19 protein-coding genes and 1 tRNA gene are annotated in these 22,922 nt (G+C 59.3%); 12 read left to right on the top strand and 8 right to left on the bottom strand.

Annotation, left to right across the window (positions count from 1 at the left end; all coding sequences use genetic code 11):
- Positions 1 to 145: 145 nt before the first annotated feature.
- The 4 genes from AC5I5B_RS08625 to AC5I5B_RS08610 form a co-directional block, all read right to left on the bottom strand.
- A complete protein-coding gene (locus AC5I5B_RS08625) occupies positions 146 to 442 on the bottom strand; it encodes a hypothetical protein (protein WP_162691787.1) in 297 nt (98 codons plus the stop codon).
- Complete coding sequence (gpt, locus tag AC5I5B_RS08620; RefSeq protein ID WP_003508098.1) at positions 443 to 940, bottom strand: xanthine phosphoribosyltransferase; 498 nt, start codon at positions 938 to 940, stop codon at positions 443 to 445.
- Between the two features lie 296 nt (positions 941 to 1,236).
- Positions 1,237 to 2,082 carry a universal stress protein gene (locus tag AC5I5B_RS08615; RefSeq protein WP_003509757.1) on the bottom strand — a complete coding sequence of 282 codons (846 nt, stop codon included), beginning with the start codon at positions 2,080 to 2,082 and terminating at the stop codon, positions 1,237 to 1,239.
- Between the two features lie 104 nt (positions 2,083 to 2,186).
- Entirely contained in the window at positions 2,187 to 2,978 is a 792-nt protein-coding gene (locus AC5I5B_RS08610; protein WP_111834463.1) for a competence/damage-inducible protein A, read from the bottom strand.
- Between the two features lie 278 nt (positions 2,979 to 3,256).
- Here AC5I5B_RS08610 and wrbA point away from each other — a divergent pair, with 278 nt between their 5' ends.
- On the top strand, positions 3,257 to 3,856 hold the full coding sequence (wrbA, locus tag AC5I5B_RS08605; RefSeq protein ID WP_003509751.1) for an NAD(P)H:quinone oxidoreductase type IV: 600 nt from the start codon (positions 3,257 to 3,259) through the stop codon (positions 3,854 to 3,856).
- A gap of 512 nt (positions 3,857 to 4,368) precedes the next feature.
- Here the strand turns inward: wrbA and AC5I5B_RS08600 are convergent.
- On the bottom strand, positions 4,369 to 4,614 hold the full coding sequence (locus AC5I5B_RS08600; RefSeq protein WP_003509748.1) for a DUF982 domain-containing protein: 246 nt from the start codon (positions 4,612 to 4,614) through the stop codon (positions 4,369 to 4,371).
- A gap of 94 nt (positions 4,615 to 4,708) precedes the next feature.
- Positions 4,709 to 5,011 carry a hypothetical protein gene (locus AC5I5B_RS08595; protein ID WP_107675619.1) on the bottom strand — a complete coding sequence of 101 codons (303 nt, stop codon included), beginning with the start codon at positions 5,009 to 5,011 and terminating at the stop codon, positions 4,709 to 4,711.
- Between the two features lie 706 nt (positions 5,012 to 5,717).
- Between AC5I5B_RS08595 and AC5I5B_RS08590 the strand changes: the two genes are divergently transcribed.
- From AC5I5B_RS08590 to exoR, 8 genes are all read left to right on the top strand, one after another.
- A complete protein-coding gene (locus tag AC5I5B_RS08590) occupies positions 5,718 to 5,870 on the top strand; it encodes a DUF3309 family protein (protein WP_003495626.1) in 153 nt (50 codons plus the stop codon).
- Between the two features lie 240 nt (positions 5,871 to 6,110).
- Positions 6,111 to 6,184 (top strand) — tRNA-Cys (locus tag AC5I5B_RS08585).
- 43 nt (positions 6,185 to 6,227) lie between these two features.
- Positions 6,228 to 6,473: a hypothetical protein gene (locus tag AC5I5B_RS08580; RefSeq protein ID WP_162695530.1), complete on the top strand. Its 246-nt coding sequence runs from the start codon at positions 6,228 to 6,230 to the stop codon at positions 6,471 to 6,473.
- Positions 6,474 to 6,656: 183 nt separating this feature from the next.
- Positions 6,657 to 7,328, top strand: coding sequence for a protein-L-isoaspartate O-methyltransferase family protein (locus tag AC5I5B_RS08575; protein WP_111797814.1), 672 nt, complete (start codon positions 6,657 to 6,659; stop codon positions 7,326 to 7,328).
- A gap of 390 nt (positions 7,329 to 7,718) precedes the next feature.
- Positions 7,719 to 8,705: a cell division protein PopZ gene (popZ, locus tag AC5I5B_RS08570; protein ID WP_174054527.1), complete on the top strand. Its 987-nt coding sequence runs from the start codon at positions 7,719 to 7,721 to the stop codon at positions 8,703 to 8,705.
- Positions 8,706 to 8,924: 219 nt separating this feature from the next.
- On the top strand, positions 8,925 to 11,768 hold the full coding sequence (locus AC5I5B_RS08565; RefSeq protein WP_111834461.1) for a valine--tRNA ligase: 2,844 nt from the start codon (positions 8,925 to 8,927) through the stop codon (positions 11,766 to 11,768).
- A gap of 459 nt (positions 11,769 to 12,227) precedes the next feature.
- On the top strand, positions 12,228 to 13,517 hold the full coding sequence (locus AC5I5B_RS08560) for an outer membrane protein transport protein (protein ID WP_111834460.1): 1,290 nt from the start codon (positions 12,228 to 12,230) through the stop codon (positions 13,515 to 13,517).
- Between the two features lie 554 nt (positions 13,518 to 14,071).
- Complete coding sequence (exoR, locus tag AC5I5B_RS08555; protein WP_003509731.1) at positions 14,072 to 14,866, top strand: exopolysaccharide production regulator ExoR; 795 nt, start codon at positions 14,072 to 14,074, stop codon at positions 14,864 to 14,866.
- Between the two features lie 45 nt (positions 14,867 to 14,911).
- Here exoR and xth read toward each other — a convergent pair whose 3' ends face one another.
- Complete coding sequence (gene xth, locus AC5I5B_RS08550) at positions 14,912 to 15,709, bottom strand: exodeoxyribonuclease III (RefSeq protein WP_020811523.1); 798 nt, start codon at positions 15,707 to 15,709, stop codon at positions 14,912 to 14,914.
- A 311-nt stretch (positions 15,710 to 16,020) separates the two neighbouring features.
- Positions 16,021 to 16,353, bottom strand: coding sequence for an iron-sulfur cluster insertion protein ErpA (gene erpA, locus AC5I5B_RS08545; protein WP_003509729.1), 333 nt, complete (start codon positions 16,351 to 16,353; stop codon positions 16,021 to 16,023).
- 214 nt (positions 16,354 to 16,567) lie between these two features.
- Between erpA and AC5I5B_RS08540 the strand changes: the two genes are divergently transcribed.
- The 3 genes from AC5I5B_RS08540 (at position 16,568) to AC5I5B_RS08530 (ending at position 22,697) form a co-directional block, all read left to right on the top strand.
- Positions 16,568 to 17,785, top strand: coding sequence for a deoxyguanosinetriphosphate triphosphohydrolase (locus AC5I5B_RS08540; protein WP_003509728.1), 1,218 nt, complete (start codon positions 16,568 to 16,570; stop codon positions 17,783 to 17,785).
- A gap of 76 nt (positions 17,786 to 17,861) precedes the next feature.
- On the top strand, positions 17,862 to 19,619 hold the full coding sequence (argS, locus tag AC5I5B_RS08535; RefSeq protein ID WP_111834539.1) for an arginine--tRNA ligase: 1,758 nt from the start codon (positions 17,862 to 17,864) through the stop codon (positions 19,617 to 19,619).
- Between the two features lie 66 nt (positions 19,620 to 19,685).
- Positions 19,686 to 22,697, top strand: coding sequence for an SPOR domain-containing protein (locus AC5I5B_RS08530; RefSeq protein ID WP_111834459.1), 3,012 nt, complete (start codon positions 19,686 to 19,688; stop codon positions 22,695 to 22,697).
- The last annotated feature ends 225 nt before the right edge of the window (positions 22,698 to 22,922 follow it).

Here is a 22,922-nt window from a genome sequence, read left to right as displayed (position 1 = left end):
CAAAAGCCTGCGGCGAACCGCCCCCTCATGGTCGGGACCGCCGTTTGGACATGCGCGCTGAAGATGGAGAGGAACCGGCCTCGTTACTTTCCGGTCCGTTGCCGCCGCAACATAAGTGTCACTTTCCTCTCGCGGCACAGATTCGTCAAGCCATAGATTGAAACCCATTTTTAACCACAAGATATTGTGTGAAGTGCCTGTGGAAAACGGGGATAGGAAAAGCGATTAGAAAAATCAGTGACTTGGCGGGAAAATTTGAAGCTTGCGCGAGACTGGTTTCCGCAACGGAAAGACAAAACCCCGCATTTCCGGGGTGAGGCATAATGGCGACACTGCGGTTTTTCCGTGTTTTTCCGCCGTCATCAAAGAAGGATTTTCTCCCAAAAAAACCGCCCTCGGCGGGGCGGTTTTTCCTGTCCGATTTTTTAATGACGGCCGGCAATCAGCCGCGCGATCCCTTGGCGATCGGCTCCTGATAGGTGAAGCCCATGTCCCAGGGAAAATAAATCCAGGTATCCTGGCTGACTTCGGTGACGAAGGTGTCAATGGTCGGCACGCCCTTCGGCTTGGCGTAAACACAGGCAAAATGCGCCTTCGGCAGCATTTCACGCACTTCCAGCGCCGTCTTGCCGGTGTCGGTCAGATCGTCGACGACGAGCACGCCTTCGCCGCTGTCGGACATCAGCTCCGGCGCTACGCCCTTCAGCAGAACCGTATCGCCCTGGTTGACGTAATCGTGGCGGGTGGCGATGCACACCGTGTCGATCATGCGGATGTTGAGTTCGCGCGAGATGATCGCCGCCGGAACGAGGCCGCCGCGGGTGATGCAGACGATTGCCCGGAACTCTTTGTCGAGACCGGCAAGACGCCAGGCAAGCGCACGGGCGTCGCGGTGGAACTGGTCCCAGGAAACGGGAAAGGCTTTATCGGGAAGGGACATGTCGTCTACCATCTGGTCAAAATTGTCGATGGCTTTGGCTAATAGCCGCAAGACCGGCAAAAAGGCAAGCTTTCCGCATAACAGGCGTTGTTTTGATTGCGAGATCGCGCCTTGTTTCTTCTCCCCGCCGGGAAAAGGTGGCCCGATGGGGGGAACGTTGACTAATATCTCTACCCTTGCCACCTCATCCCGCTGCCGCGGACTTCTCCCCGGCGGGGAGAAGAAACAAGCGGTAGTCGCTCGCTCCATGCGGGATGCCGAGGGAGCTTGCGGCGCTGTTTGCGCCGCATCCATTTTTAACGAGACAGCAGCGTCATCGCCGTCATGGAATCGAGCAGGGTGCGCGTCACGCCGCCGAACAGCAGCTCCCACCAGCGGGAATGGCCATAAGCGCCCATGACCAGAAGGTCGATGCTGTTGTCCGACAGGCGGTTCTCGATGGCGGCCTGCGGCGAGATCCCTGCGATCTTTTCCTGCGAGGTGACGGTGACATTGACGCCGTGGCGGGCGAGGGTGGCGGCCAATTCCGCGCCGGCAAGGCCGGAAGACTGGGTTTCGCTTTCGGCCTGATCGACGGAGAAAATCTCGACACTGTCTGCGGCCTTCAGGAAGGGCAGGGCGTCGAAGGTGGCGCGGGTCGCCTCGCGGGAGCCGTTCCATGCGATCAGGACGCGCTTGATGGGTTTCGCAACGGTCAGCACATGCGGCACGAGGAGAACGGGGCGGCCGCTTTCATAAAGGAAACCGTCAATATCTGAGCGGCTGTCTGAAAGTGCAGAGGAGTTGCTCTGGCGGGCGACGATGAGATCGGCGCAGCGCGCGCTGTCGATCGCCGATGCGGAGGCGTAACCCACCGAGGTGACGAAGCTGCGCCATTCATGCGAGATGCCATTGGCGGACAGGGTGTGCTCGAAAGCGGTTCCCACGTCGGTGGTTTCCTTGTGCGCCACATCCTGCAGCGCCTGCACGGTGGCGGGATCGGGAATTTCCATCGGAGCGACAAGCGGAACGGCGGCCAGCGTTTCCATGTGCAGGCCAATCACATGCGAGGAAAACTGGTCGGCAAGGCTCACCACGAATTCGCCGAGCTTTTGCGTGTTCGCAACATTGTCGACCACTGCCAATATCGTTTTGTAACCCATTTCTCTCTCCTCGGTGACATCTAGTTTCTAGGGGGAGAGTGGCCGTCTTCGCCGATGGCCACCTTGATTTTGGTCAAACCTTTTCGTCTCAGGCCTTTTCCGTTTCAGGCGGTTGCGTCGCCCTGGCTTGCCGCCAGTCTTTTTTCCTGGCCGATGGTTTCGATCATGGCCGCAACCGCTTCGGTTGCCGCCTTCAGCACGCCGGCGTCGCGGGCGCGCACGACGATCTCGGTCGAAAAACGCTGCCCGTCATATTTCGGATAGGAGCCGATGCTGGTTTCGGGATGGGCTTTCTGGATGGCTGTCAGCGGCGTGCCGATATCACCTTCGCCATAGGGCGAACGCACCGCCTGCGACATGACTTTCGCGCCGGTGCGCAGCGTCGGCATGACATTGTCGAGCATGGCCTGGAACACCTGCGGCACGCCGGCCATGACGTGGACATTGCCGATGACGAAGCCGGGGGCGACGGAAACGGGATTGGCGATGTGGGCGGCGCCTCTCGGCATGCGCGCCATGCGCTTGCGCGCCTCGGTGAATTCCATCTCGCGGACGCGATACATGTCACCGAGCAGGCGCAGCGCCTCGGCGTCGTGTTCGCAGGGCAGGCCGAATGCCGCAGATACCGCATCCGCTGTGATGTCGTCATGGGTCGGGCCGATGCCGCCCGAGGTGAAGACATAATCGTAACGGCTGCGCAGCGCGTTCAGCGCTTCCACGATCGCTTCCTCCTCGTCGGCGACGATGCGCACTTCCTTCAGGTCAATTCCGGACATGGTGAGCACATCCGCGAGGTGCCCGATATTCTTGTCCTTGGTGCGGCCCGAAAGCAGTTCGTCGCCGATCGCAAGCATGGCGGCGGTAACAACGGAGGAGGTGGAGGAGGGGTTGGACATGGGTGCACTCGTCATCTGTTTTGTCAGACGTTAACGCCGCGCCAGTGCGAATGCAAAGCGGTTTTAAAGAAACGCAAAACGGGGATTGGTTGACGATGGCATCGAGTGTTCACTCATCGTGAACAGTGCGTATGCCAATCCCCGGCTGGCGAGAGACCGATCCGTCCGCTACGTTTTTGTCATACGGTTTTTACAGGTCAACGCCGATGATCATCGAGTTTTTAAAGAAGCTTGTCGCCGGTACGCCGGAAACAGTTCCAGCAAAGGAAACGAAGAGAATGACGAAGGTTTTGGTACTTTATTACTCCTCTTACGGCCATATCGAGAAAATGGCCTATGCGGTTGCCGAGGGCGTGAAGTCCACCGGCGCGGAAGCCGTGGTCAAGCGCGTTCCCGAACTCGTTCCGGAAGAGGTTGCCAAGTCCTCCCACTTCAAGCTGGACCAGCCGGCTCCGGTGGCGACGGTGGACGAACTGGCGGATTACGATGCGATCATCGTCGGCGCCGGCACGCGTTTCGGCACGGTGGCGTCGCAGATGCGCAATTTCTGGGACCAGACCGGTGGCCTGTGGTTCAGTGGCAAGCTGGTCGGCAAGGTCGGCTCGGCCTTCACCTCGTCCGCCACCCAGCATGGCGGTCAAGAATCCACCATTCTCGGCTTCATCCCCACCTTCCTGCACCACGGCATGGCCGTTGTCGGCCTGCCCTATGCTTTCCAGGGCCAGATGGGCGTTGATGAAATCAAGGGCGGTTCGCCCTATGGCGCCTCCACCATCACCGATGGCGATGGTTCGCGTCAGCCTTCCGAAATCGAGCTGGAAGCCGCTCGTTATCAGGGCGCCCATGTCGCCAAGCTGGCCGCCAAGCTTTCTGCCTGATGTGATGATTTGTTGAAACAGAAATGCGGCCCAAAAGGCCGCATTTTTTATGCCGGAACGTCAAGTCGCCGGTTCTGTCGGAGATAGATTTTTGAGGTGGGTCAAATCGGCAGGTTGACCATGAAAAGGCAGCTTGCGACCACGAAGCCGATCATCGAGATTTCGAGAAAACCGTTCAATCCGTCACGCATTCCAACCCTCCTCCTGTTGAGTGAAAAGAGAACGGTCAAAGTTTATCGCGGTTCCATAACGAAAGAATGAAATTCAGGAAATTCTAAAATCCAGCCTCTCCGCCTTTCGACGGAGGGCGTTTTCACGCTTCAGCCTGTGACGACGAAGGCGACCACGAGGTGGCCGAGAAGGCCGATCGCCAGGCAGGAGAGGAGAAAAATGAACAGGGCTTTTTTCATGTTTCCGGAAGCTTCCATCTGTTGCGATCCATCGAACCTGTCTTGTTGAAAACGTAGCGCTGCAGGCGGCATTTATAGTCTGCGGCCCCAGTTATTGCGCCATCAGGCCTTGATATCGAGGCCCGCTTCGATTGCGGCTGCGATGAAGGCCTTGCGCGCGTCCTCGGGCTTTTTCCGGCCTGCATCGACGGCGGCGCAGATCAGCAGCGCCTTGTCCAGCGCATCACCGTCTTCTATCGGCCAGTCCTCGATCAGCGCCCAGGAGGCGGCCTGCGTGGTTTCGATGCTCGTGTAATCGCCCGGCGTTTCGAAGGCGATCAGGACGGGTTTTTGCCAGCGCGTATTCATCGCCTATCCATCTTGGTTGTTGCGCCCGGCTCTAAACGAACCGGTCAGGATGCGCAATCCCGTTGCGGATGCGTTTCTGCCGGTTGCGGTGCGGTCAGTCGTCGCGCCCGAACAGCCAGTCGCGAATGATGCGCCGGTCGATGAGTTCCAGCGAGCGGTCGGGCGCAATGCGATAGGTTTCCACCGCCCTTGTGCTGCCGTCGATGCGGAATTCATGGCTGAAGGTACTGCCGATCGGCGATTTCGTCAGCTTGGTGCGCGGCTGGCCCCTGTAGATGATGCTGCCGGGGATGGGTTCGACATAGGGCGCGGGGCCTACATAAGCGGTCGGGCCGGCGGTGCATCCGGCAAGTGCCAGTGCAAGCGCGATAGTGGCCGATGATGCGAGCGTTTTCATCCTGTCCTCCGAAGTGCGTCTGTGAAAACGAGATGGAGGCGCGGCGGTTCCCGGCGGGCAAGGGGCCGGAGAGGATTTCCCCGACTATTTGCTTTTCGGATTCTGAATGTCGCGCGCGACCCAGCGAAAGAAAAAGTAGACGAGCAGGCCAAAGATGAAAAGCGGGATGAGGTTCGCAAAACCGGACATATGATTCTCGTTTCTCCCTCCCTGCACGGGGTCTAACCGGACTGAAACCGGCAAGGCAAGGCAAAGGCGTGACACGACCGGTAAAATATCCGTGTGCCTGCAAAGGAGAATTTGAGGGCCTTGGGGAGGGGCGGGAGAGATCTGGCGCACTGCCAGTGATGCCAGATCTCTCTGTCTCCCGCCAGTTTCAGGGTACGGGGGACTGGCCCTTAATATGACGGACAACTGCCGATAGACATAGGCCGAGAAATTACCACGAATAAATCGCTGGTTTGGTGGGTCCGCGTGAAGGCTGGCCTGTCATTCGCATCCCGAGCTTCCCGCCGCGATATAATTAGCCAGAGAATTACTTCAGGAGAGGAGAGAATGGGCCGTATCCTTGAATTGCCGGTGTAACCCGTTGAAACGGAACAGGATGCCCATCTGCAATTATGGTGCCGGACCCGCAGGAAAGGGAACTTTTTGCGCGTTTCATCATTCAATCAGGCAGACACATGCCAACAGCGGAGGGTTAAACATGCTCGGCACCATCCTCGTCATCCTGCTCATTCTTTTCCTGATCGGCGCGCTGCCCAGCTGGGGTTACCATAATTACGGCTACGGCCCCTCAGGTGGTCTCGGACTGGTTCTGGTCATCGTCTTGATCCTGGTCCTGCTTGGACGGATCTGACCGATCGGCATATAAGATGCAGTATTGCCCGCGACGGCGCAAACGCGCCGGATGCGGGCTTTGTTTTCTTCCGAGATATGAAGCAGATACAAAAAGCTTCGGAATCTTAAGCGCTTAGGTGACCCACCTTTGCTGCGTGCCGGTCCTATCCGAAAAAACACTACATTCGGAACGAACCCTCTTGCGCCCATAATGGATTCGTTCTAAATGCCCGCCATCGCTTGATTGATGAGCGTGTGAGGCCTCGTGGCGGAGTGGTGACGCAGAGGACTGCAAATCCTTGTACCCCGGTTCAATTCCGGGCGAGGCCTCCAAATTTCTCCACCATCGGCCTTACATCAGATCTGCGACCCGTAGATGACGCGCATGCGCGCTGTTTTTTTGGCCAGAATGCAGGAGAAGAGCGTGGATCAGGATCGGCAGGACAAGGCGGGCAACGGCGGGAAGCGAAGGCTCTGGCCATGGCTGCTCCTCGGTGTCGTGACTGTCTTGGCGATCTATGCCTATGTGACGACGATCCAGATGATCGAGGACCTGACGCAGCTTTGGAGCGATCTCGTTCAGCTTTTCTGGTGGATCATGCCGGATATTCCTGCTTCCTGACGATGCGATTCATGCCAATCGCGGGAAATTTGCATCACCCTCCGGTGCTTTTTAGGACCGCAGCCAATGAGCGCGCTTGAAAGCGCAGCCTCTGGCAATTATGAGATTGTTTTAACGGTCGGCTGCATCTTCCGACTTGGGCTGGTTTTTGGCCCCTATCCGTGAAATTGAGGCGATAAGAACATGATGGATTTCGAAACCGCACGCGCCAATATGGTCGACAGCCAGTTGCGCACGACCGACGTGACGTCGCATTCCGTGCTGAAGGCGTTTTTGAGCGTGCCGCGCGAGGCTTTCGTGCCGGCGGGCGTGCGGCAGATTGCCTATGTGGACGAGGATCTGCAGATCTGTCCCGCCCGCGATGGCCGCCCGGCCCGTTATGTCATGAAGACTTCGCCGCTGGCGAAGCTGCTGCAGCTTTCGGCCGTATCGAAGGAAGACGTCGTCCTGGAAGTCGGCGGTGGTGCAGGTTATGCGGCTGCCATTCTTTCCCAGCTTGCCGGTTCGGTGGTCTCGCTCGAAAGCGATGAGGCCCTGGCCGCGCAGGCGACCGAGACGCTGGTTTCGCTCGGATATGACAATGTCGCCGTCGTGACCGGCGATCTCGAAAAGGGCTATGCGGGCGAAGCGCCCTATGACCTCATTTTCATCAATGGCTCGGTGGAAGAAGTGCCGGCGGCGTTGACCGACCAGCTGCGTGACGGCGGACGTCTGGTTGTCGTTGTCGGATATGGCGGAGCCGCGAAGGCCACCGTCTATCGCCGCGATGGCAACGGCACATCGGCCGCTACCTTCTTCAATGCGTCGGTCAAGCCGCTGCCGGGTTTTGCCAAGGCGGCTGAATTCGTTTTCTGATCGGCAAACGATCATTGTCTTTTTGACGCCGGGGTGGACTTTCCGCCCCGGCGTTTTTGCGTTTGGTTTGCCGGAAGAGCGCTTCCTTCCGGCCGCTCTCACAAAGCTGTGCATCATCACGAAACTTGTCGAATCAGTGATTTAGTTCCTCGCTATGCTGACCTAAACTAAGGGTGATTCGGGGTGTGCGTATTTCTGCCCCGCATGATCCTGCGACTAGGACGGCAAAATTGCTCAAGCGCTTTGGCCGACCATGTTTCAGAACATCGGTTTGACGATCGATTTTGGTTGTCTGAAACGCGATGTGCGAATTGAACAGGTCAAGGAGCGCTTTATCCGATGTCCGTGGGATGCGGTAGGGCGCTCGAAGAGTGGAAACCGGGGATTGATATGGCTCAGCCAAGCGTAGCGCGTGAACCGTCCATGGAAGAGATTCTGGCGTCTATCCGCCGGATCATCGAAAGCAACGAGACCGGACCCACCGGCGCGTTTTCCGGGCAGTTGCCGCCGGTCTATGACGATGAAGACGAGGCTGCAAGCGAAGCGGCTTTCGTGGCGGAGCCCATCAGCCCGCCGGCACGCGTCCCCCCCGCCGCAAACCAGGCTTTTGGCGCACGGCCTGCGCAGGATTTTTCGCCGATTTCTGAAGGGCCCATGGTTGAACGGCAGGAAAGCTCTGCCGAAAAGACCATGTCGCTTGCCGATGTCGCCGCCCGCGTGCGTGCCGCCGCCGACCGTAACGCCGCCATGGGACCGCAGGCTTTCGCCGCGCAGGCGCAGCGTGGCGCGGCTGAGACCGCGTTGCCGGCCGCAGCCGCCCCGAATGTATCGCAGCCTTCGTCGGTATCGTCTTCCGACCGCGCCGCGCCGCAGCGCCCGACGGATGTTCGGCCGCTGATGGCAGCCGTGGCGGCCGCAGGTGTGAACGAGCAGCCGGCGTCTTTTGCCGCTGAGGATCGCGCCGCCGCTGCCGCCGTCGAAAGCGCGCCTTCGGCCGAAAGCCGCTTCGATCAGCTTACGCTGCGCGGCGCCATTGAAACGCCGCTGACAGCGGAGCGTTTCGACATCGCGGTGCTGAACCCTGTCGGTGAGACGCCGACATTCGATCTGGCCGAGGTGCAGGCAAAAGACGAGGCGGATGTTGAGGGCGGCCTGTCGCTCAATCTGCTTTCCGCCGCTGCCGGTGCGCAGATCGCCCGTTCCTTCAACGAGCTGGCGGAGGTTTTTGACGGTGTCGAGCGGCGCTCGATCGAGGATATGGCCGCCGAGATGCTGCGCCCGATGCTGCAGGACTGGCTGGAAGACAATCTGCCGACGCTGGTGGAGCGTCTCGTGCGCGAGGAAATCGAGCGCGTGGCGCGCGGTTCGCGCCGCTAAGTCCCGCTCTTGTCGCATCTGCAATTGCTGATGATGCGATGAAACAGCGGCCGCTCCGGCAACGGGGCGGCTTTTTTGTTGAAGATGAAGGTGTTATGGGGTCATAGTCACCCGTGGGTCCGCTCAATGGTTGGCTCGCGGGCGGGTTTCTGTTGACTCTCTCCCGTCCATCCTTATTTAAAAAAATCCACACAAGAACTCTAAAATTCAGGTCAGGAAATGCTCGAAAAGACCTACGATTCCGCATCCGTCGAACCGAAGATCGCCAAAGCCTGGGACGAGGCTAATGCTTTTCGTGCCGGCGCCAACGCCAAGCCGGGCGCGGAAACCTTCACCATCGTCATCCCGCCGCCGAATGTGACCGGCTCCCTGCATATGGGCCACGCGCTCAACAACACGCTGCAGGATATTCTGGTCCGCTTCGAGCGTATGCGCGGCAAGGACGTGCTGTGGCAGCCGGGCATGGACCATGCCGGCATCGCCACGCAGATGGTCGTCGAGCGCAAGCTGATGGAAAGCCAGCTTCCGGGCCGCCGCGAGATGGGCCGCGAGGCTTTCGTGGAGAAGGTCTGGGAATGGAAGGCTGAATCAGGTGGCCTGATCTTCAACCAGCTGAAACGCCTTGGCGCATCCTGCGACTGGTCGCGTGAGCGCTTCACCATGGATGAAGGTCTCTCCGAAGCTGTACTCGAAGTTTTCGTCACGCTCTACAAGCAGGGCCTGATCTATAAGGACAAGCGTCTGGTCAACTGGGACCCGAAGCTGCTGACCGCGATTTCCGACATGGAAGTCGAGCAGATCGAGGTCAAGGGCAATCTCTGGCACCTGCGCTACCCGCTCGAAAAGGGCGTTACCTATCAGTATCCGATCGCTTTCGATGAGGAGGGCAAGCCCACCGAGTTCGAGACCCGCGATTATATCGTCGTCGCCACGACGCGTCCGGAAACGATGCTCGGCGATACCGGCATTGCGGTGAACCCTGAGGATGAGCGTTACAAGGGCATTGTCGGCAAGCATGTCATCCTGCCGATCGTCGGCCGCAAGGTCCCGATCGTTGCCGATGACTATGCCGATCCGACCGCTGGCACGGGCGCCGTGAAGATCACGCCTGCGCATGACTTCAACGATTTCGAAGTCGGCAAGCGCTGCAGCCTGCGCGCCATCAATGTCATGAATATCGACGGCACGATCACCATCAAGGAGAACGAGGATTTCCTCGAAGGTCTCAGCCATCCCGCTGCGCTGCACGGCGCATGGGATCGTCTGGAAGGACAGGATCGCTTTACCGCGCGCAAGATCATCGTTGAAATCTTCGAAGAGGCCGGGCTGCTCGACAAGATCGAGCCGCACAAGCATGTGGTGCCGCATGGCGACCGCGGCGGCGTGCCGATCGAGCCGCGCCTGACCGACCAGTGGTGGGTGGACAACAAGACGCTGGCGCAGCCGGCGATTGCCTCGGTTCGCGAAGGCCGCACCAATTTTGTGCCGAAGAACTGGGAAAACACTTACTTCCAGTGGATGGAGAATATCCAGCCGTGGTGCATCTCGCGGCAATTGTGGTGGGGACACCAGATTCCCGCATGGTATGGCCCGGACGGGCAGGTCTTTGTTGAGAAGACCGAAGAAGAGGCCCTGCAGGCCGCCATCCAGCACTATATCGCCCATGAAGGTCCGTGGAAGGCCTGGGTCGAGGAGAAGCTCGAGAACTTCGCGCCGGGCGAAATCCTGACGCGCGACGAAGACGTGCTCGACACCTGGTTCTCGTCGGCGCTCTGGCCGTTCTCGACACTCGGCTGGCCCGAACAGACGCCGGAACTGGCGCGTTATTACCCGACCAACGTGCTGGTCACCGGTTTCGACATCATCCCCTTCTGGGTGGTGCGGATGATGCAGATGGGCCTGCATTTCATGAAGGACGACGCCGGCAATCCGGTTGAGCCCTTCAGCACGGTCTATATCCACGCGCTGGTTCGCGACAAGAACGGCCAGAAGATGTCGAAGTCCAAGGGCAACGTCATCGACCCGCTGGAACTGATCGACGAATACGGCGCGGATGCGCTGCGTTTCACGCTGGCCATCATGGCGGCGCAGGGTCGCGACGTGAAGCTCGATCCGGCACGTATCGCCGGTTACCGCAACTTCGGCACCAAGCTTTGGAACGCTACGCGCTTTGCCGAGATGAATGGCGTCAAGCGCGATCCGCACTTTTTGGCTGAAACCGCGTCGCTGACCATCAACCGCTGGATCCTGACCGAGCTTGCCAATACGGCGCGCGACGTGACGGCGGCGCTTGAGAATTTCCGCTTCAACGATGCGTCAGGCATTCTCTATCGCTTCGTCTGGAACCAGTTCTGTGACTGGTATCTGGAACTGCTGAAGCCTGTCTTCAGTGGCGAAGACGAAAAGGCGAAGCGGGAATCCCAGGCCTGTGCGGCCTATGTTCTGGAAGAAATCTACAAGCTCCTGCATCCCTTCATGCCCTTCATGACCGAAGAGCTGTGGGCGCACACGGCGGGCGAGGGCGAGGAGCGGGATGATCTGCTGTGCCTCACCGACTGGCCGACGCCGGAGTTTCGCGATGATGCCGCAGCTGCGGAAATCAACTGGCTGATCGATCTCGTCTCCGGCATCCGCTCCGCGCGCGCCGAAATGAACGTGCCGCCGGGCGCCACCGCGTCGCTTGTGGTCGTCGGTGCCAATACCTCCACCGAAGCACGGCTCGACCGCCACGCCGCCGCCATCCGGCGTCTGGCGCGGGCGGATGAAATCCGTGCCGCCGAGGTTGCGCCGAAGGGTTCCGCGCAGATCATCGTCGGCGAGGCGACGGTATGCCTGCCGCTCGGCAACCTCGTTGATCTCGCGGCTGAGCAGACCCGTCTCGAAAAGGCGATCGGCAAGGTGGATGCGGAAATGGAACGCATCGACAAAAAGCTGTCGAACGAAAAATTCGTGGCCAATGCCGATCCGGAAGTGGTTGCTGCCGAGCGCGAGCGCAAGGCCGAGCTGGAAGTGCAGCTTGCAAGCCTGAGAACGGCGCTCACACGGGTCAGCGAAGCGGGGTAATACCGCTTACGGCTTTGGAGAAACAAAAACGCCCCGTTTGAAACGGGGCGTTTTTTTGCTTTGGCGTAACAAGTCGTCTCGATTGATTGCTGCACTGCAATGGCGAATCATGTGCGCTCGAATGAGCGATTATTTCACGCCATTTTCAGCAAGAAACTGTCCGAACAGTTAAAAAAGCCAACAAAAACGGCCTGATAAGCGCGTTTCCTCGGGAAACCCGTGAGTGTGGTTATTTGGAGACAATTCCTGTCTCAAGTGGGAATTTGTTTCATTTTATGTCGGATTGCTTCAATTGGATTAGAAAAATAACCTAAAATGACTATGCAAGGGGATCGACATCAAATTCTTACGTAAAAAATGGAGAAGTGTCGCAGAACTGTGCCAGTGTGCGGCAGATTGTCATTTGCTGCGAAGCGCTTCACTCTTTTGATGATCACATTGCCTTGATTGGGGAGAGAGATGGCAAAAACTGCAATTTTTCGCGGCGCGGTATGTTTCGCAGTCAGCATCGCGGCGGTAACGCCTTCACTGGCGGGTGGCCTTGAGCGCGGTGGTTACAATATCGACCTGCTGTTCGATCCGTCCGATTATGTTCTCGACAGTTCCGCGACCTTTGTCGCGCCGCAGCGCAAGGTGGAGAATGCGCGTGACAATCCGCTGAAGAGCGGTCCTTTGCCTGCGGCCTGGTCAAGAAGCGCAGATGACTCTGAAAACTTCTGGTCGACCCGCGTCGGCGCCAAGGCGGCAATCGGCGATTTCGGCGACTGCATGTTCGACTATTCGCAGCCATGGGGCGCGCATCTCAATCCCGGCATCTGGCAGGGATCGAGCTACAATATCGAAACCAAGGTCAAGTCGCACAATTACGCCACCACCTGCCGGGTGAAGTTCGATCTTGGCAAGGGTGACTTCTCGATCATCGGCGGCGGCTTCTATCAGGAATTGAGCGGTTATAAATACCGTCAGGTTCTCGGCCCGGCCGTTCTGGGCCTCAATCCGGCCTGGTCCAGCTTCAGCGGCGTCGGCAAACTTGAGATGGAAGGTGACGGCTGGGGCTGGCGCGCCGGCATGGCCTATGAGATTCCCGAGATCGCGTTCCGTGCGAGCCTCGTTTATAACAGCGCTGTCGATCACGATTTGACCGGCTTCGCCGATGTGAGAGCGATCCCACAGACACCGCCGTCCATATCTCCGACGCTTGCAAAATACGGCGGCAAGCTCGTGCCGATCTATGGCTCTGTTTCCATGCCAGACAGTATCGAACTCAAGCTGCAATCCGGTATTGCGCCGGACTGGCTTGCTTTCGGTTCGGTCAAGTGGACGGACTGGAGCCAGATTCAGGTCATTCCTTTCTGCGCGGTCGGCACGTCGCCCTGCGTTCCGAGTGGCGCAGACACGCTGAATACGCTCGACCTGTTCTATCGCGACGGCTGGACGATTTCCGGCGGCGTTGGTCACAAGTTCAACGAACAGTGGAGCGGTGCTGTGAGCCTGACCTGGGATCGCGGTACATCGACCGTCATCGGTACCCAGACCGACACCTGGACGCTGGGTACGCAGATCGTCTACTCCCCGAACAAGAACATCGAGTTCAAGATTGCCGGTGCTCTCGGCCTTCTCACCTCGGGTAGCTCGTCCATCAATGGCGGACCGTGCGGCGCAGGCTTCACCTGCGGCAACGAGGCGGGCTACGACTTCGGTAACGACCTCGTCGCAGCAATCTCGACCGGCGTGAAGGTCAAGTTCTGATACCATCCTTCCGCAGATGCTAAAATAAAGGTCCGGTTTACCAACCGGGCCTTTTTTTATGCGCGACTATGATTCTTGCTCGATAAAATTTTCTAGCCCGAAAGTTTTGTGACGATTTGGCAACACTTTTCTGCAAGCGTGTGGTCGCGTTGGAATGTGAGCATATCTGTCCATTTCCCGCCACAAACAGGGTGCTTGGCTTATGTTTAGGGACGCGGGAATGAAAGAACATGCAGGCGTTTGATGTGGTGGTGCGCAAGGCCGGAAAGTGAAAACGGGTTTGGATTCAGGGTTTAAGCAAGTAATACGGGAATTTGGTCCGGCTTTCTTGCTTGGCGCTGACCGGTGGACGGTGAAATGCCGTTATATTGCCGGAAATTATGCCTATATCTGTCTCACTGGAAAATGAGGGCAATTGCCGCAGATGACCACCGGTGGTGCGCTGGAAAGTGCTGCCGGAAAGACGCAGTGTGTTCGAAAAATCGCGACCCGGCGGAGTTCGTATTCCGCAAGTATTGGCTATATGCCGGGAAGAGTGAGAGAAGTTCGCTGAAATGCTGAAATGTGAAGCCAACGTTTTAAAGCCGCTCCTCATGGGCATGTTGCTTGCGTCGCTCGCAATGCCTGCTGCGGCTTTTGACATCAATGCGGGCGTGACCAAGGAATCCGGCCCCTTCGACCTGTTCAAGTTCGGCTTCAAAGCCTACAAGAACGGTAACAAGGGTGAAGCCGTCGAGGCCTATCGCTACGCGGCTGAAAAGGGTCATACCGGCTCGCGCTGGGCGCTGGCCAATATGTATGCCTATGGCGACGGCGTCGCCAAGAACGACTTCGAAGCTTTCAAGATCTACAGCGAAATCGCCAATCAGGGCGTCGAGCCGGGTTCGGAAGATACCGGCTTCTTCGTCAATGCGCTGCTTTCTCTCGCCGATTATTACCGTCACGGCATTCCCGGCAGCCCTGTCAAAATGGACCTTTCGCAGGCCCGACAGCTTTATTTCCAGGTGGCCTCCACCTTTGGTGTTGCTGAAGCGCAGTTCCGTCTGGCGGAGATGATTCTCGCCGGCGAGGGCGGCCGTGCTGACGTGCAGCAGGCCAAGAAGTGGCTCAATCAGGCCCGCAAGCACGGCCATGCCGGCGCCATGTCGATCTTTGGCAACCTGATCTTCCAGGAAGGCCAGACGACGCAGGGGCTGGCCTTCATGACGGCCGCGCTCGACAAATGCACGGCGGCGGACTGCACCTGGATACAGAACCTGCAGGAGCAGGCTTTTTCGCTCGCCGGCGAGAATGATCGCCGCGCGGCAATCGCCATGGCGCAGAACATGCAGTTCAACGATCCGGATTGAGAATCGCGATCAGGGCGGCTTTTTCCGCCTGAAGAGGGCCGGTCGTCAGCCGGCAGGACTGAACGCGAAATAACCGCAGACCGGCACATGGTCGGACGGTTTTTCCCAGGCCCGCACATGTTTTTCGATGCTGACGGATTGCAGCCTGTCGGCAGCTTCCGCCGACAACATCAGATGATCGATGCGGATGCCGTTGTTTTTCGGCCATGCGCCGGCCTGATAATCCCAGAAGGAATAAAGTCCTGCTTCATCCGTCGTCGCCCGCGCGGCATCGGTGAAGCCCAGATTCTCCAGCTTGCGGAAGGCTGCGCGGGTCTTTGGCAGGAACAATGCGTCGCCTTCCCACACGCGTGGGTCGTGGCAATCGAAGGGCTCGGGAATGACGTTGTAGTCGCCGGCCAGAATGAGAGGTTCCTCGAGCGCGAGGCGATCTTCGGCAAAACGCCGCAGCCGCTCCATCCAGGCAAGCTTGTAGGGATATTTGACCGGATCGTCAGGCGGATTGCCGTTCGGCAGATAGAGCGAGCAGACGCGGATCGCGCCGCCTTCCACGGAAAACACGCCTTCGATGAAACGCGCCTGTTCATCGGCATCGTCACCCGGCAGGCCGCGATTGACCTCGTCGGGCTTTACCTTCGAGAGCAGCGCGACGCCATTGAAGCCCTTCTGGCCGTGAGTCTCGACGTGATAGCCGAGCGCTTCCAGCTCAAGCCGGGGAAAACCCTCATCGACCGATTTGATTTCCTGAAGGCAGACGATGTCAGGCGATGAATCCTTCAGCCACTGGCAGAGGTTTTCGATACGCGCCTTGACGCCATTGATGTTCCAGGTGGCAATCTTCATCGGAGTTTCCCTTTTGTGAGGGTACTTTTACCCGATGCAAAATCGATTGCCACCGTTTTTGGGAAATGGCCGTGCGGATGTGGTGGAAAGACGCCGGGCGGGCGGCATCGCTGCGTTTTTTCCTCCCTCATTCCTGTGCTTGGCACAGGAATCCAGCCAATCCAAGTCCTTGGGGTGAAGGACACTTCCCGCCGCACAGACGTGCGTCGACCGGCCTCCTGCGACAGGCACAGGAATGAGGGGAGGAGAGAGATGCGAGTTATTTCAAAGCTTGGTGGCTGGCGTGCGGATTGCGCGCCGGTATTTCCCACTCAAATCGAGAAGCTCGTGCCACAGCCGCAGCTTGCTACGGCATTGGGGTTCTTGATCTGGAAGGATTGGCCGAGCAGATTATCCACAAAGTCGATTTCGGAGCCGGCCATATAGACAACCGACAGGCTGTCGATCAGCACCTTGGCGTCGCCGCGCGCAATCACGATGTCGTCATCGGCTTTGTCTTCGGCCAGATCGAACTTGTAGGAGAAGCCCGAGCAGCCGCCGCCTTCCACCGAAACGCGCAGCGCCTGTTTGCCGGCGTCGGCCGCGACGATCTGGGCGATTCGCTTCGCCGCTGCTTCCGAAAGGGTAATGTCGCTGTTTTCCATGTCGTTTCTCCTGCCGGGGTCAAGAACCGGAGAGCAATAATCTCGTTGTCACCATTATAAACCGGTCAAATTACCGGTCTATAGCCTGTGTGAAGGCGGTCAGCGCGGCGATGATGCTTTGCGCTGACCTCTGCGATAGGTATGAAGGGTGAATGAAAAGGTCAATGGCCGAGACCAAAGGAAGTGCCGGCCAGAGAAGACAACAGGTGGATGCATGATCATAGACCAGCGCGCATTGGGTTTCGGAAGCGGCGAGAGGGCGGTTTTCGCCTCTGATCCATGGACCACGCGCGGACGTCTTTTTCCGGAAGAGGGAAGCCTGACGCGTTCCGAATTCCAGCGCGACCGTGACCGCATCGTCCACACGACAGCTTTTCGCCGCCTGAAGCACAAGACGCAGGTCTTCATCAGCCCTGACGGCGACCATTATCGCACGCGTCTCACCCACACCATCGAAGTCGCGCAGATTGCGCGAGCGCTTGCCCGCGCGCTGAAGCTGGACGAGGATCTGGCTGAGGGCGTGGCGCTGGTGCATGATTTCGGCCACACGCCTTTCGGTCATACCGGCGAAGACGCGCTGGATGCCGTGCTGTTGCCCTATGGCGGTTTCGACCACAATGCGCAATCGCTGCGCATCGTCACCAAGCTGGAGCGCCGCTACGCCGAATATGACGGTATCAACCTCACATGGGAAACGCTCGAGGGTCTCGTCAAGCACAACGGCCCGCTGGTCAATGCCAAGGGCGAGGGGATCAAGGGACCGGTTCCGCTGCCCATCCTCGAATATTGCGAGCTGCAGGATCTGGAAATCGGCAGCTATGCCAGCCTCGAGGCGCAGGTCGCGGCGATTGCCGATGATATCGCCTATAATACCCACGACATCGATGACGGCCTGCGCGCCGGTTATCTCACCTTCGAGATGCTGGAGGAGGTGCCTTTCCTCAGTGGACTGATGGCGCAGGTGCGGGCGAAATATCCCGTGCTCGACAAGGAGCGTTTCGCCAATGAGATCATGCGCCGGCAGATCACCCACATGGTCGAAGATGTGATCGGTGTGGCGCAGCAGAATCTTGCCCGCCTGAAACCGCGAAGCGCCGCCGATATCCGCGCTGCCGATTTCACCGTCGCGACCTTCTCGCCTGAAATGGCCGAAACCGACCGGCAGATCAAGAAGCTACTGTTTGGCCATATCTACCGGCATCCGGAAATCATGCGCATCCGCGCCGGTGCGACACAGATCGTTACCGATCTTTTCCACCGTTATATGGAAACGCCGGCGGAAATGCAGAGCCACTACTGGGTGGACAGCATTTCCGGCATGAGCGTGGCCGCAAAAGCCCGGCATGTGGGCGACTATCTGGCCGGGATGACCGACAGTTATGCACTGCGCGCCCACCAGCGCCTGTTTGACCACACCCCCGATTTGAGATAGGGCAGCGGGCAATCGCGGAGCCGACCCGGTTATGATGGCCGGACATAAACAGAAGCCCTTCGCGCAGGTTGGAACGATGAACATTTTTGCTGATTTCGATACCAGGATCAAAAACGCGCTCGAGACCCTCGATCTCGTGAAAGAGAACCGCGAAAAGGTCGATTTCAGTCGAGTTACGGTCGAATCCCCGCGTGATCTGAGCCACGGCGATGTAGCAACCAATGCCGCCATGGTGCTGGCGAAGCCGCTCGGCACCAATCCGCGCGCGCTTGCCGAACTCATCGTGCCCGCACTTCAGGCGGATGGCGATGTCGACAGCGTCAATGTCGCCGGTCCGGGCTTCATCAATCTCAAGGTTTCGGTCGGTTACTGGCAGCGTCTTCTGGCCGATATGATCAGTCAGGGCATCGATTTCGGCCGCTCCACCGTCGGTGCTGGCCAGAAGATCAACGTCGAATATGTCTCCGCCAACCCGACCGGCCCGATGCATGTCGGCCATTGCCGTGGCGCCGTTGTCGGCGACACGCTGGCGAACCTGCTCGCTTTTGCGGGTTACGGCGTTACCAAGGAATATTACATCAACGATGCCGGCTCGCAGATCGATGTGCTGGCCCGTTCGGTGTTCCTGCGTTACCGCGAGGCGCTTGGTGAAGATATCGGCACCATTCCGTCCGGTCTCTACCCCGGTGACTATCTCGTTCCCGTTGGCCAGACGCTGGCGGATGAATATGGCATCAAGCTGCGCGCCATGCCCGAGGAAAAATGGCTGCCGATCGTAAAGGACAAGGCGATCGACGCGATGATGGTGATGATCCGCGAGGATCTGGCCCTGCTCAACGTCAGGCACGATGTGTTCTTCTCGGAGCGCACGCTGCATGAGGGCAATGGCGGTCCGATCCTCTCGGCCATCAACGACCTCACCTTCAAGGGCCATGTCTACAAGGGCACCCTGCCGCCGCCGAAGGGCGAATTGCCTGAGGACTGGGAAGACCGCGAACAGACGCTGTTCCGCTCCACGGAAGTGGGCGACGATATGGACCGCGCGCTGATGAAGTCGGACGGTTCCTACACCTATTTTGCCGCCGACGTTGCCTATTTCAAGAACAAGTTCGATCGCGGTTTCTCCGAGATGATCTATGTGCTCGGCGCTGACCATGGCGGTTACGTCAAGCGTCTTGAAGCCGTTGCGCGCGCCGTCTCCGAGGGCAAGTCGAAGCTGACGGTTCTTCTGTGCCAGCTCGTCAAGCTGTTCCGTGACGGCGAGCCGGTGAAGATGTCGAAACGCTCCGGCGACTTCGTCACGCTGCGCGATGTTGTCGATGAAGTGGGTCGCGATCCCGTGCGATTCATGATGCTTTATCGGAAGAATTCCGAGCCGCTGGACTTCGATTTCGCGAAAGTGACCGAACAATCGAAGGATAATCCGGTTTTTTACGTGCAATATGCGCACGCCCGCTCAATGTCGATCTTCCGGCAGGCGCAGGAAGCGTTTCCGGGGCTTGCTCCCTCTGCGGAAGAGATGGCGGCATCTGTCACTTTGATCAGTGATATCAATGAGTTGCAGCTGGTTGCAAAGCTCGCCGAATATCCGCGCCTGATCGAATCCGCAGCCCTTTCGCATGAGCCGCACCGGCTTGCTTTTTACCTCTATGATCTCGCCAGTTCCTTCCATGGACACTGGAACAAGGGTAAAGACCAGCCGGAATTACGTTTTATTAACGATAAAAACCGAGAATTGAGCATTGCCAGACTTGGGCTGGTGAATGCTGTCGCAAATGTTTTGAGGTCCGGCCTTACGCTTTTAGGAGCGGACGCACCTGCTGAAATGCGATAACATATCACCATTATTTGCTCACAATACGCTGGCAAGAGCTGCAATGCGTAGATGGTGGAACACGTAATGGTCGAAAAAAATGTCGCGTATAACCGGGACACCCGGTCCGAAGGCTTCGCTGACAACGATCCTCTGGCAGAGCTGGCACGTATCGTCGGCTTCGAAGATCGTCCTTCGCATGCGGGTTCCGAAGCTGCGCCACGCGCTGCCTCACCGGCAACCCGCCGCGAACCCGAATTCAACCTCGAAGACGAGCTGCTTCGGGAGTTCGAGGTTTACGATGCGCCGCACGCCGATCCGGTCGTTCTTGATCCGGCAAACGATGTCCGTGCGGGCATCCATCCCAACGATTTCATGCAGCGTGTCGAATCCGTTTTCGCCCGCCGCGAGCCGGAGCTTGCGCCGGTGGCCGAACCCGTGGCCGCGTCTGCGCCAGAGGTGAGGGAAGAGCCGCTTCCGGAAATCGATCAGGCCTATATTCACAACTACGTCGAAACGACCACCCAGGATATTCGCGCGGATTTCCGTGATGATGCCGGCGCGGTGGCCGAAGTTTTCGATGTGCATTCGCGCCAGTCGCGTCCCGCCGAGCCGATGGTTTATCAGCCGGCCGCCCAGCAAGTGGCATGGGAAGAGCCGCAGGCCGCTGAGCCCGTGCAGCCCGAATGGCACGCCATGCCGGAGCTCCCGGCCGATGTTTCGAGCAATGTTCAGACCTATGCGCCGGAGCCGCAGGCTTTCGATCTCGCCGATGAGGTGGAAATAGCTGTCGCCGAGGAAGCGCCCGCACCGATTTCCGTGCGTCCGCCGTCGCATGGCGGCCGGTCTTCGCTGGAATTCTCCAGCCTGCGGCTGCCGCTTGCCAATTTCGGCGCGCGCCGGGATGTTTCGGCTGTCGATCCGAAGCGGGTTGAGCCGCGCTCCGAGCAGCAGCCTGCCGCGGCCCGTATCGAGCCGCAGGTCGAAGCCGCTCCCGCACCTGCCTTCGTTCAGGCGGAAGACACCGCTCCGTCCTTTGCACCGCCGGTTGCCGAGACCTTCACGCCTGCCGTGGAGCCTCTGGCGTTTGAGGTTGCCGAGAAGCCGGCATCGAAACATCTCTCGCCGATGGACGAGCTGATTTACGACGTCGCGAAATATTCCATTCCCGGTCGCGGTGAAACACCGCTCGTGCAGGACGTTCCCGCTGCGCAGGCTGCGGAAGTGGAGCTGCCCGTGGTCGCCGCCGCGCCGGTGAAGGCAGCGCCGATTGTCGCTGCTGCGCCCGCAGCACCCGTCGAAGAGTTGGATTTCACGGATTTCGCTGGCTTCAACGATGATGATTTCGAGCTCGCGCTCGACGATCTCGATCTTGATCTGGATTTGTCTGAAATCGTCGAGGCGGAGGTTGCACCTGCGCCCGCGCCGCAACCCGTTCGCCAGCAGCCGGCCGCTCCGGTTGCCGTTGCTGCCGTCGCGCCGCAGCCCGTGAGAGAACAGCCCGCGCCGCAGCCGCGCCCGGCTCCCGTTGCCGCACCGGTCGCTGCTGCTGTTCAGCCGCGTCCCGCTGCTGCAGCACCGCAGCCGGCACCACAGACGCTGGAAAGCCTGCCTTTCGATCCTTCGCAGATCGGCGAGACGGAAGAACATCCGGAAACCATCGTCGAAATGGATGTGCCGGAACTGCCGGTCGGGGTTTTTGAACCCAAGCCGGCCGCGCGCCGTCACGAAGAAGATCTCGATATCGATACCGAGCTTGCGACGCTGTTTGCGCCTGCTGTCGCCGGTGGTCTCGACCGTCACAAACATGCGGAAAATCGCGGCGCCGCCCAGGCGCGTCCTGTTCAGGCTCCGGAAGAGGCCGATGAATTCGAACGGGCGCTGGAAGAGGATTTCCGTCGTTCCATGCAGGAGGCTGCGGCGTCCCGTGGCAACGCGTCCCGCGACGCCGAGAATACCTATGTGGAGCATCCGGCGGCTTATCGTGACGAGGATGAACGCGGCGGTCGCCGCTGGATCATGCCGGTTGCAGCCGCAATCGGTCTGGTGCTGATCGGTGGCGGCGTTTACGCGCTGGTTTCCGGCGGCTCGTCCAGCACGGGCTCCAATGGCGCACCTGTCATCATCTCCGCCGACAATGACCCGATGAAGGTCGTGCCGGAAAATCCGGGCGGTCGCGTCGTGCCAAATCAGGACAAGGCGGTTTATGACCGCGTGGCTGGCGGCAGCGCTGCCGATCCGAAGCAGCCGGCGCTGATTTCCAGCAACGAGCAGCCGGTGGATGTGGTTCAGCGCACGCTGATCCCCGAACAATTGCCGCTTGAAGGCGAAAACGACGCGGATATGGAAGCCGCCGGCACGCCGGTTGGCGAGACCGAGGATCCGCGTCTGCTTTCGCCGGAAGAAAAGGCCGCACAGAACGAAGGTTCGGCTGCAACCGGCGTTTCGCCGCGCAAGGTCCGCACCATGATCGTCAAGCCTGATGGCACGCTGGTTGCCCAGGAGGTCGAGGTACCTGCAGCCCAGCCGCCGAAGGCCGACAAGGTCGAGGAGCTTGCAGCGCCGCAGACCGCGAAGCCCGGTGAGGGCGCTCCCGCCGTCATCGCCGCATCGCGGGTTCCGGTCGCGCCGGAGCAGGCTCAGCCGCAGGCCAACACACCTGCCGCCGCCGCCAAGCCGGCAGCGCAGTCGGCAGCACCGCTTCCAGCGGCACGTCCGTCCTCGCAGCCTGCCAATGTGGTGGCAACGGTGACCAACCAGGGCAATGTGCGCCCCGCGACCGCTCCGGCACAGCCGCAGGCCGCGCAGCAGCAGGCGGCAGCCGCGACCCCGGCAGCGACCAGCACGCCTTCTGCCGGTGGCTACTACATCCAGATCGCCTCGCTGCCGAGCCAGGCGGAAGCCCAGAAGTCCTACCAGAACATGTCGGCCAAGTTCGGCTCGGTCATCGGTGGACGTGGCGTCGACATCAAGGCCGCCGAAATCGCCGGCAAGGGCACGTTCTACCGCGTCCGCATCCCGGCGGGTGACAAGAACGAAGCTGTGGCGCTGTGCGAAAAGTTCCGCTCAGCCGGCGGCAGCTGCCTGGTAGCGCGCTGATAGAGGCTGATCCGGCGTAGAAAGATTGGGGCTGCCGCATGAGGCAGCCCTTAGAGTATTTGGACCTTCCATCACACTCTGCATCATCCTCGGGCTTGTCCCGAGGAACCACAACCCGGAGCGATGAATCCTCGGATCAAGCCCGAGGATGACGGCGGAGAGGTTATCGGACGATTTTCGCAGTCCCGATGGCGCAGTCTCCTTACCCTTACCCCTATCTTCCCT

The organism is Agrobacterium sp., assembly GCF_059499945.1.
Note: the sequence above shows the minus strand (reverse complement) of the source record. Positions and strands in the feature narration are given on the sequence as shown.

Bases quoted from the DNA above. Each gene is read 5' to 3' on its own strand.
- wrbA (WP_003509751.1), top strand. From the start codon at position 3,257: ATGACGAAGGTTTTGGTACTTTATTACTCCTCTTACGGCCATATCGAG.
- AC5I5B_RS08565 (WP_111834461.1), top strand. From the start codon at position 8,925: ATGCTCGAAAAGACCTACGATTCCGCATCCGTCGAACCGAAGATCGCC.
- gpt (WP_003508098.1), bottom strand. From the start codon at position 940: ATGTCCCTTCCCGATAAAGCCTTTCCCGTTTCCTGGGACCAGTTCCAC.
- popZ (WP_174054527.1), top strand. From the start codon at position 7,719: ATGGCTCAGCCAAGCGTAGCGCGTGAACCGTCCATGGAAGAGATTCTG.
- xth (WP_020811523.1), bottom strand. From the start codon at position 15,709: ATGAAGATTGCCACCTGGAACATCAATGGCGTCAAGGCGCGTATCGAA.
- AC5I5B_RS08560 (WP_111834460.1), top strand. From the start codon at position 12,228: ATGGCAAAAACTGCAATTTTTCGCGGCGCGGTATGTTTCGCAGTCAGC.
- AC5I5B_RS08595 (WP_107675619.1), bottom strand. From the start codon at position 5,011: ATGAAAACGCTCGCATCATCGGCCACTATCGCGCTTGCACTGGCACTT.
- AC5I5B_RS08610 (WP_111834463.1), bottom strand. From the start codon at position 2,978: ATGTCCAACCCCTCCTCCACCTCCTCCGTTGTTACCGCCGCCATGCTT.
- AC5I5B_RS08600 (WP_003509748.1), bottom strand. From the start codon at position 4,614: ATGAATACGCGCTGGCAAAAACCCGTCCTGATCGCCTTCGAAACGCCG.
- argS (WP_111834539.1), top strand. From the start codon at position 17,862: ATGAACATTTTTGCTGATTTCGATACCAGGATCAAAAACGCGCTCGAG.
- AC5I5B_RS08575 (WP_111797814.1), top strand. From the start codon at position 6,657: ATGATGGATTTCGAAACCGCACGCGCCAATATGGTCGACAGCCAGTTG.
- AC5I5B_RS08580 (WP_162695530.1), top strand. From the start codon at position 6,228: ATGACGCGCATGCGCGCTGTTTTTTTGGCCAGAATGCAGGAGAAGAGC.
- exoR (WP_003509731.1), top strand. From the start codon at position 14,072: ATGCTGAAATGTGAAGCCAACGTTTTAAAGCCGCTCCTCATGGGCATG.
- erpA (WP_003509729.1), bottom strand. From the start codon at position 16,353: ATGGAAAACAGCGACATTACCCTTTCGGAAGCAGCGGCGAAGCGAATC.
- AC5I5B_RS08590 (WP_003495626.1), top strand. From the start codon at position 5,718: ATGCTCGGCACCATCCTCGTCATCCTGCTCATTCTTTTCCTGATCGGC.
- AC5I5B_RS08540 (WP_003509728.1), top strand. From the start codon at position 16,568: ATGATCATAGACCAGCGCGCATTGGGTTTCGGAAGCGGCGAGAGGGCG.
- AC5I5B_RS08615 (WP_003509757.1), bottom strand. From the start codon at position 2,082: ATGGGTTACAAAACGATATTGGCAGTGGTCGACAATGTTGCGAACACG.
- AC5I5B_RS08530 (WP_111834459.1), top strand. From the start codon at position 19,686: ATGGTCGAAAAAAATGTCGCGTATAACCGGGACACCCGGTCCGAAGGC.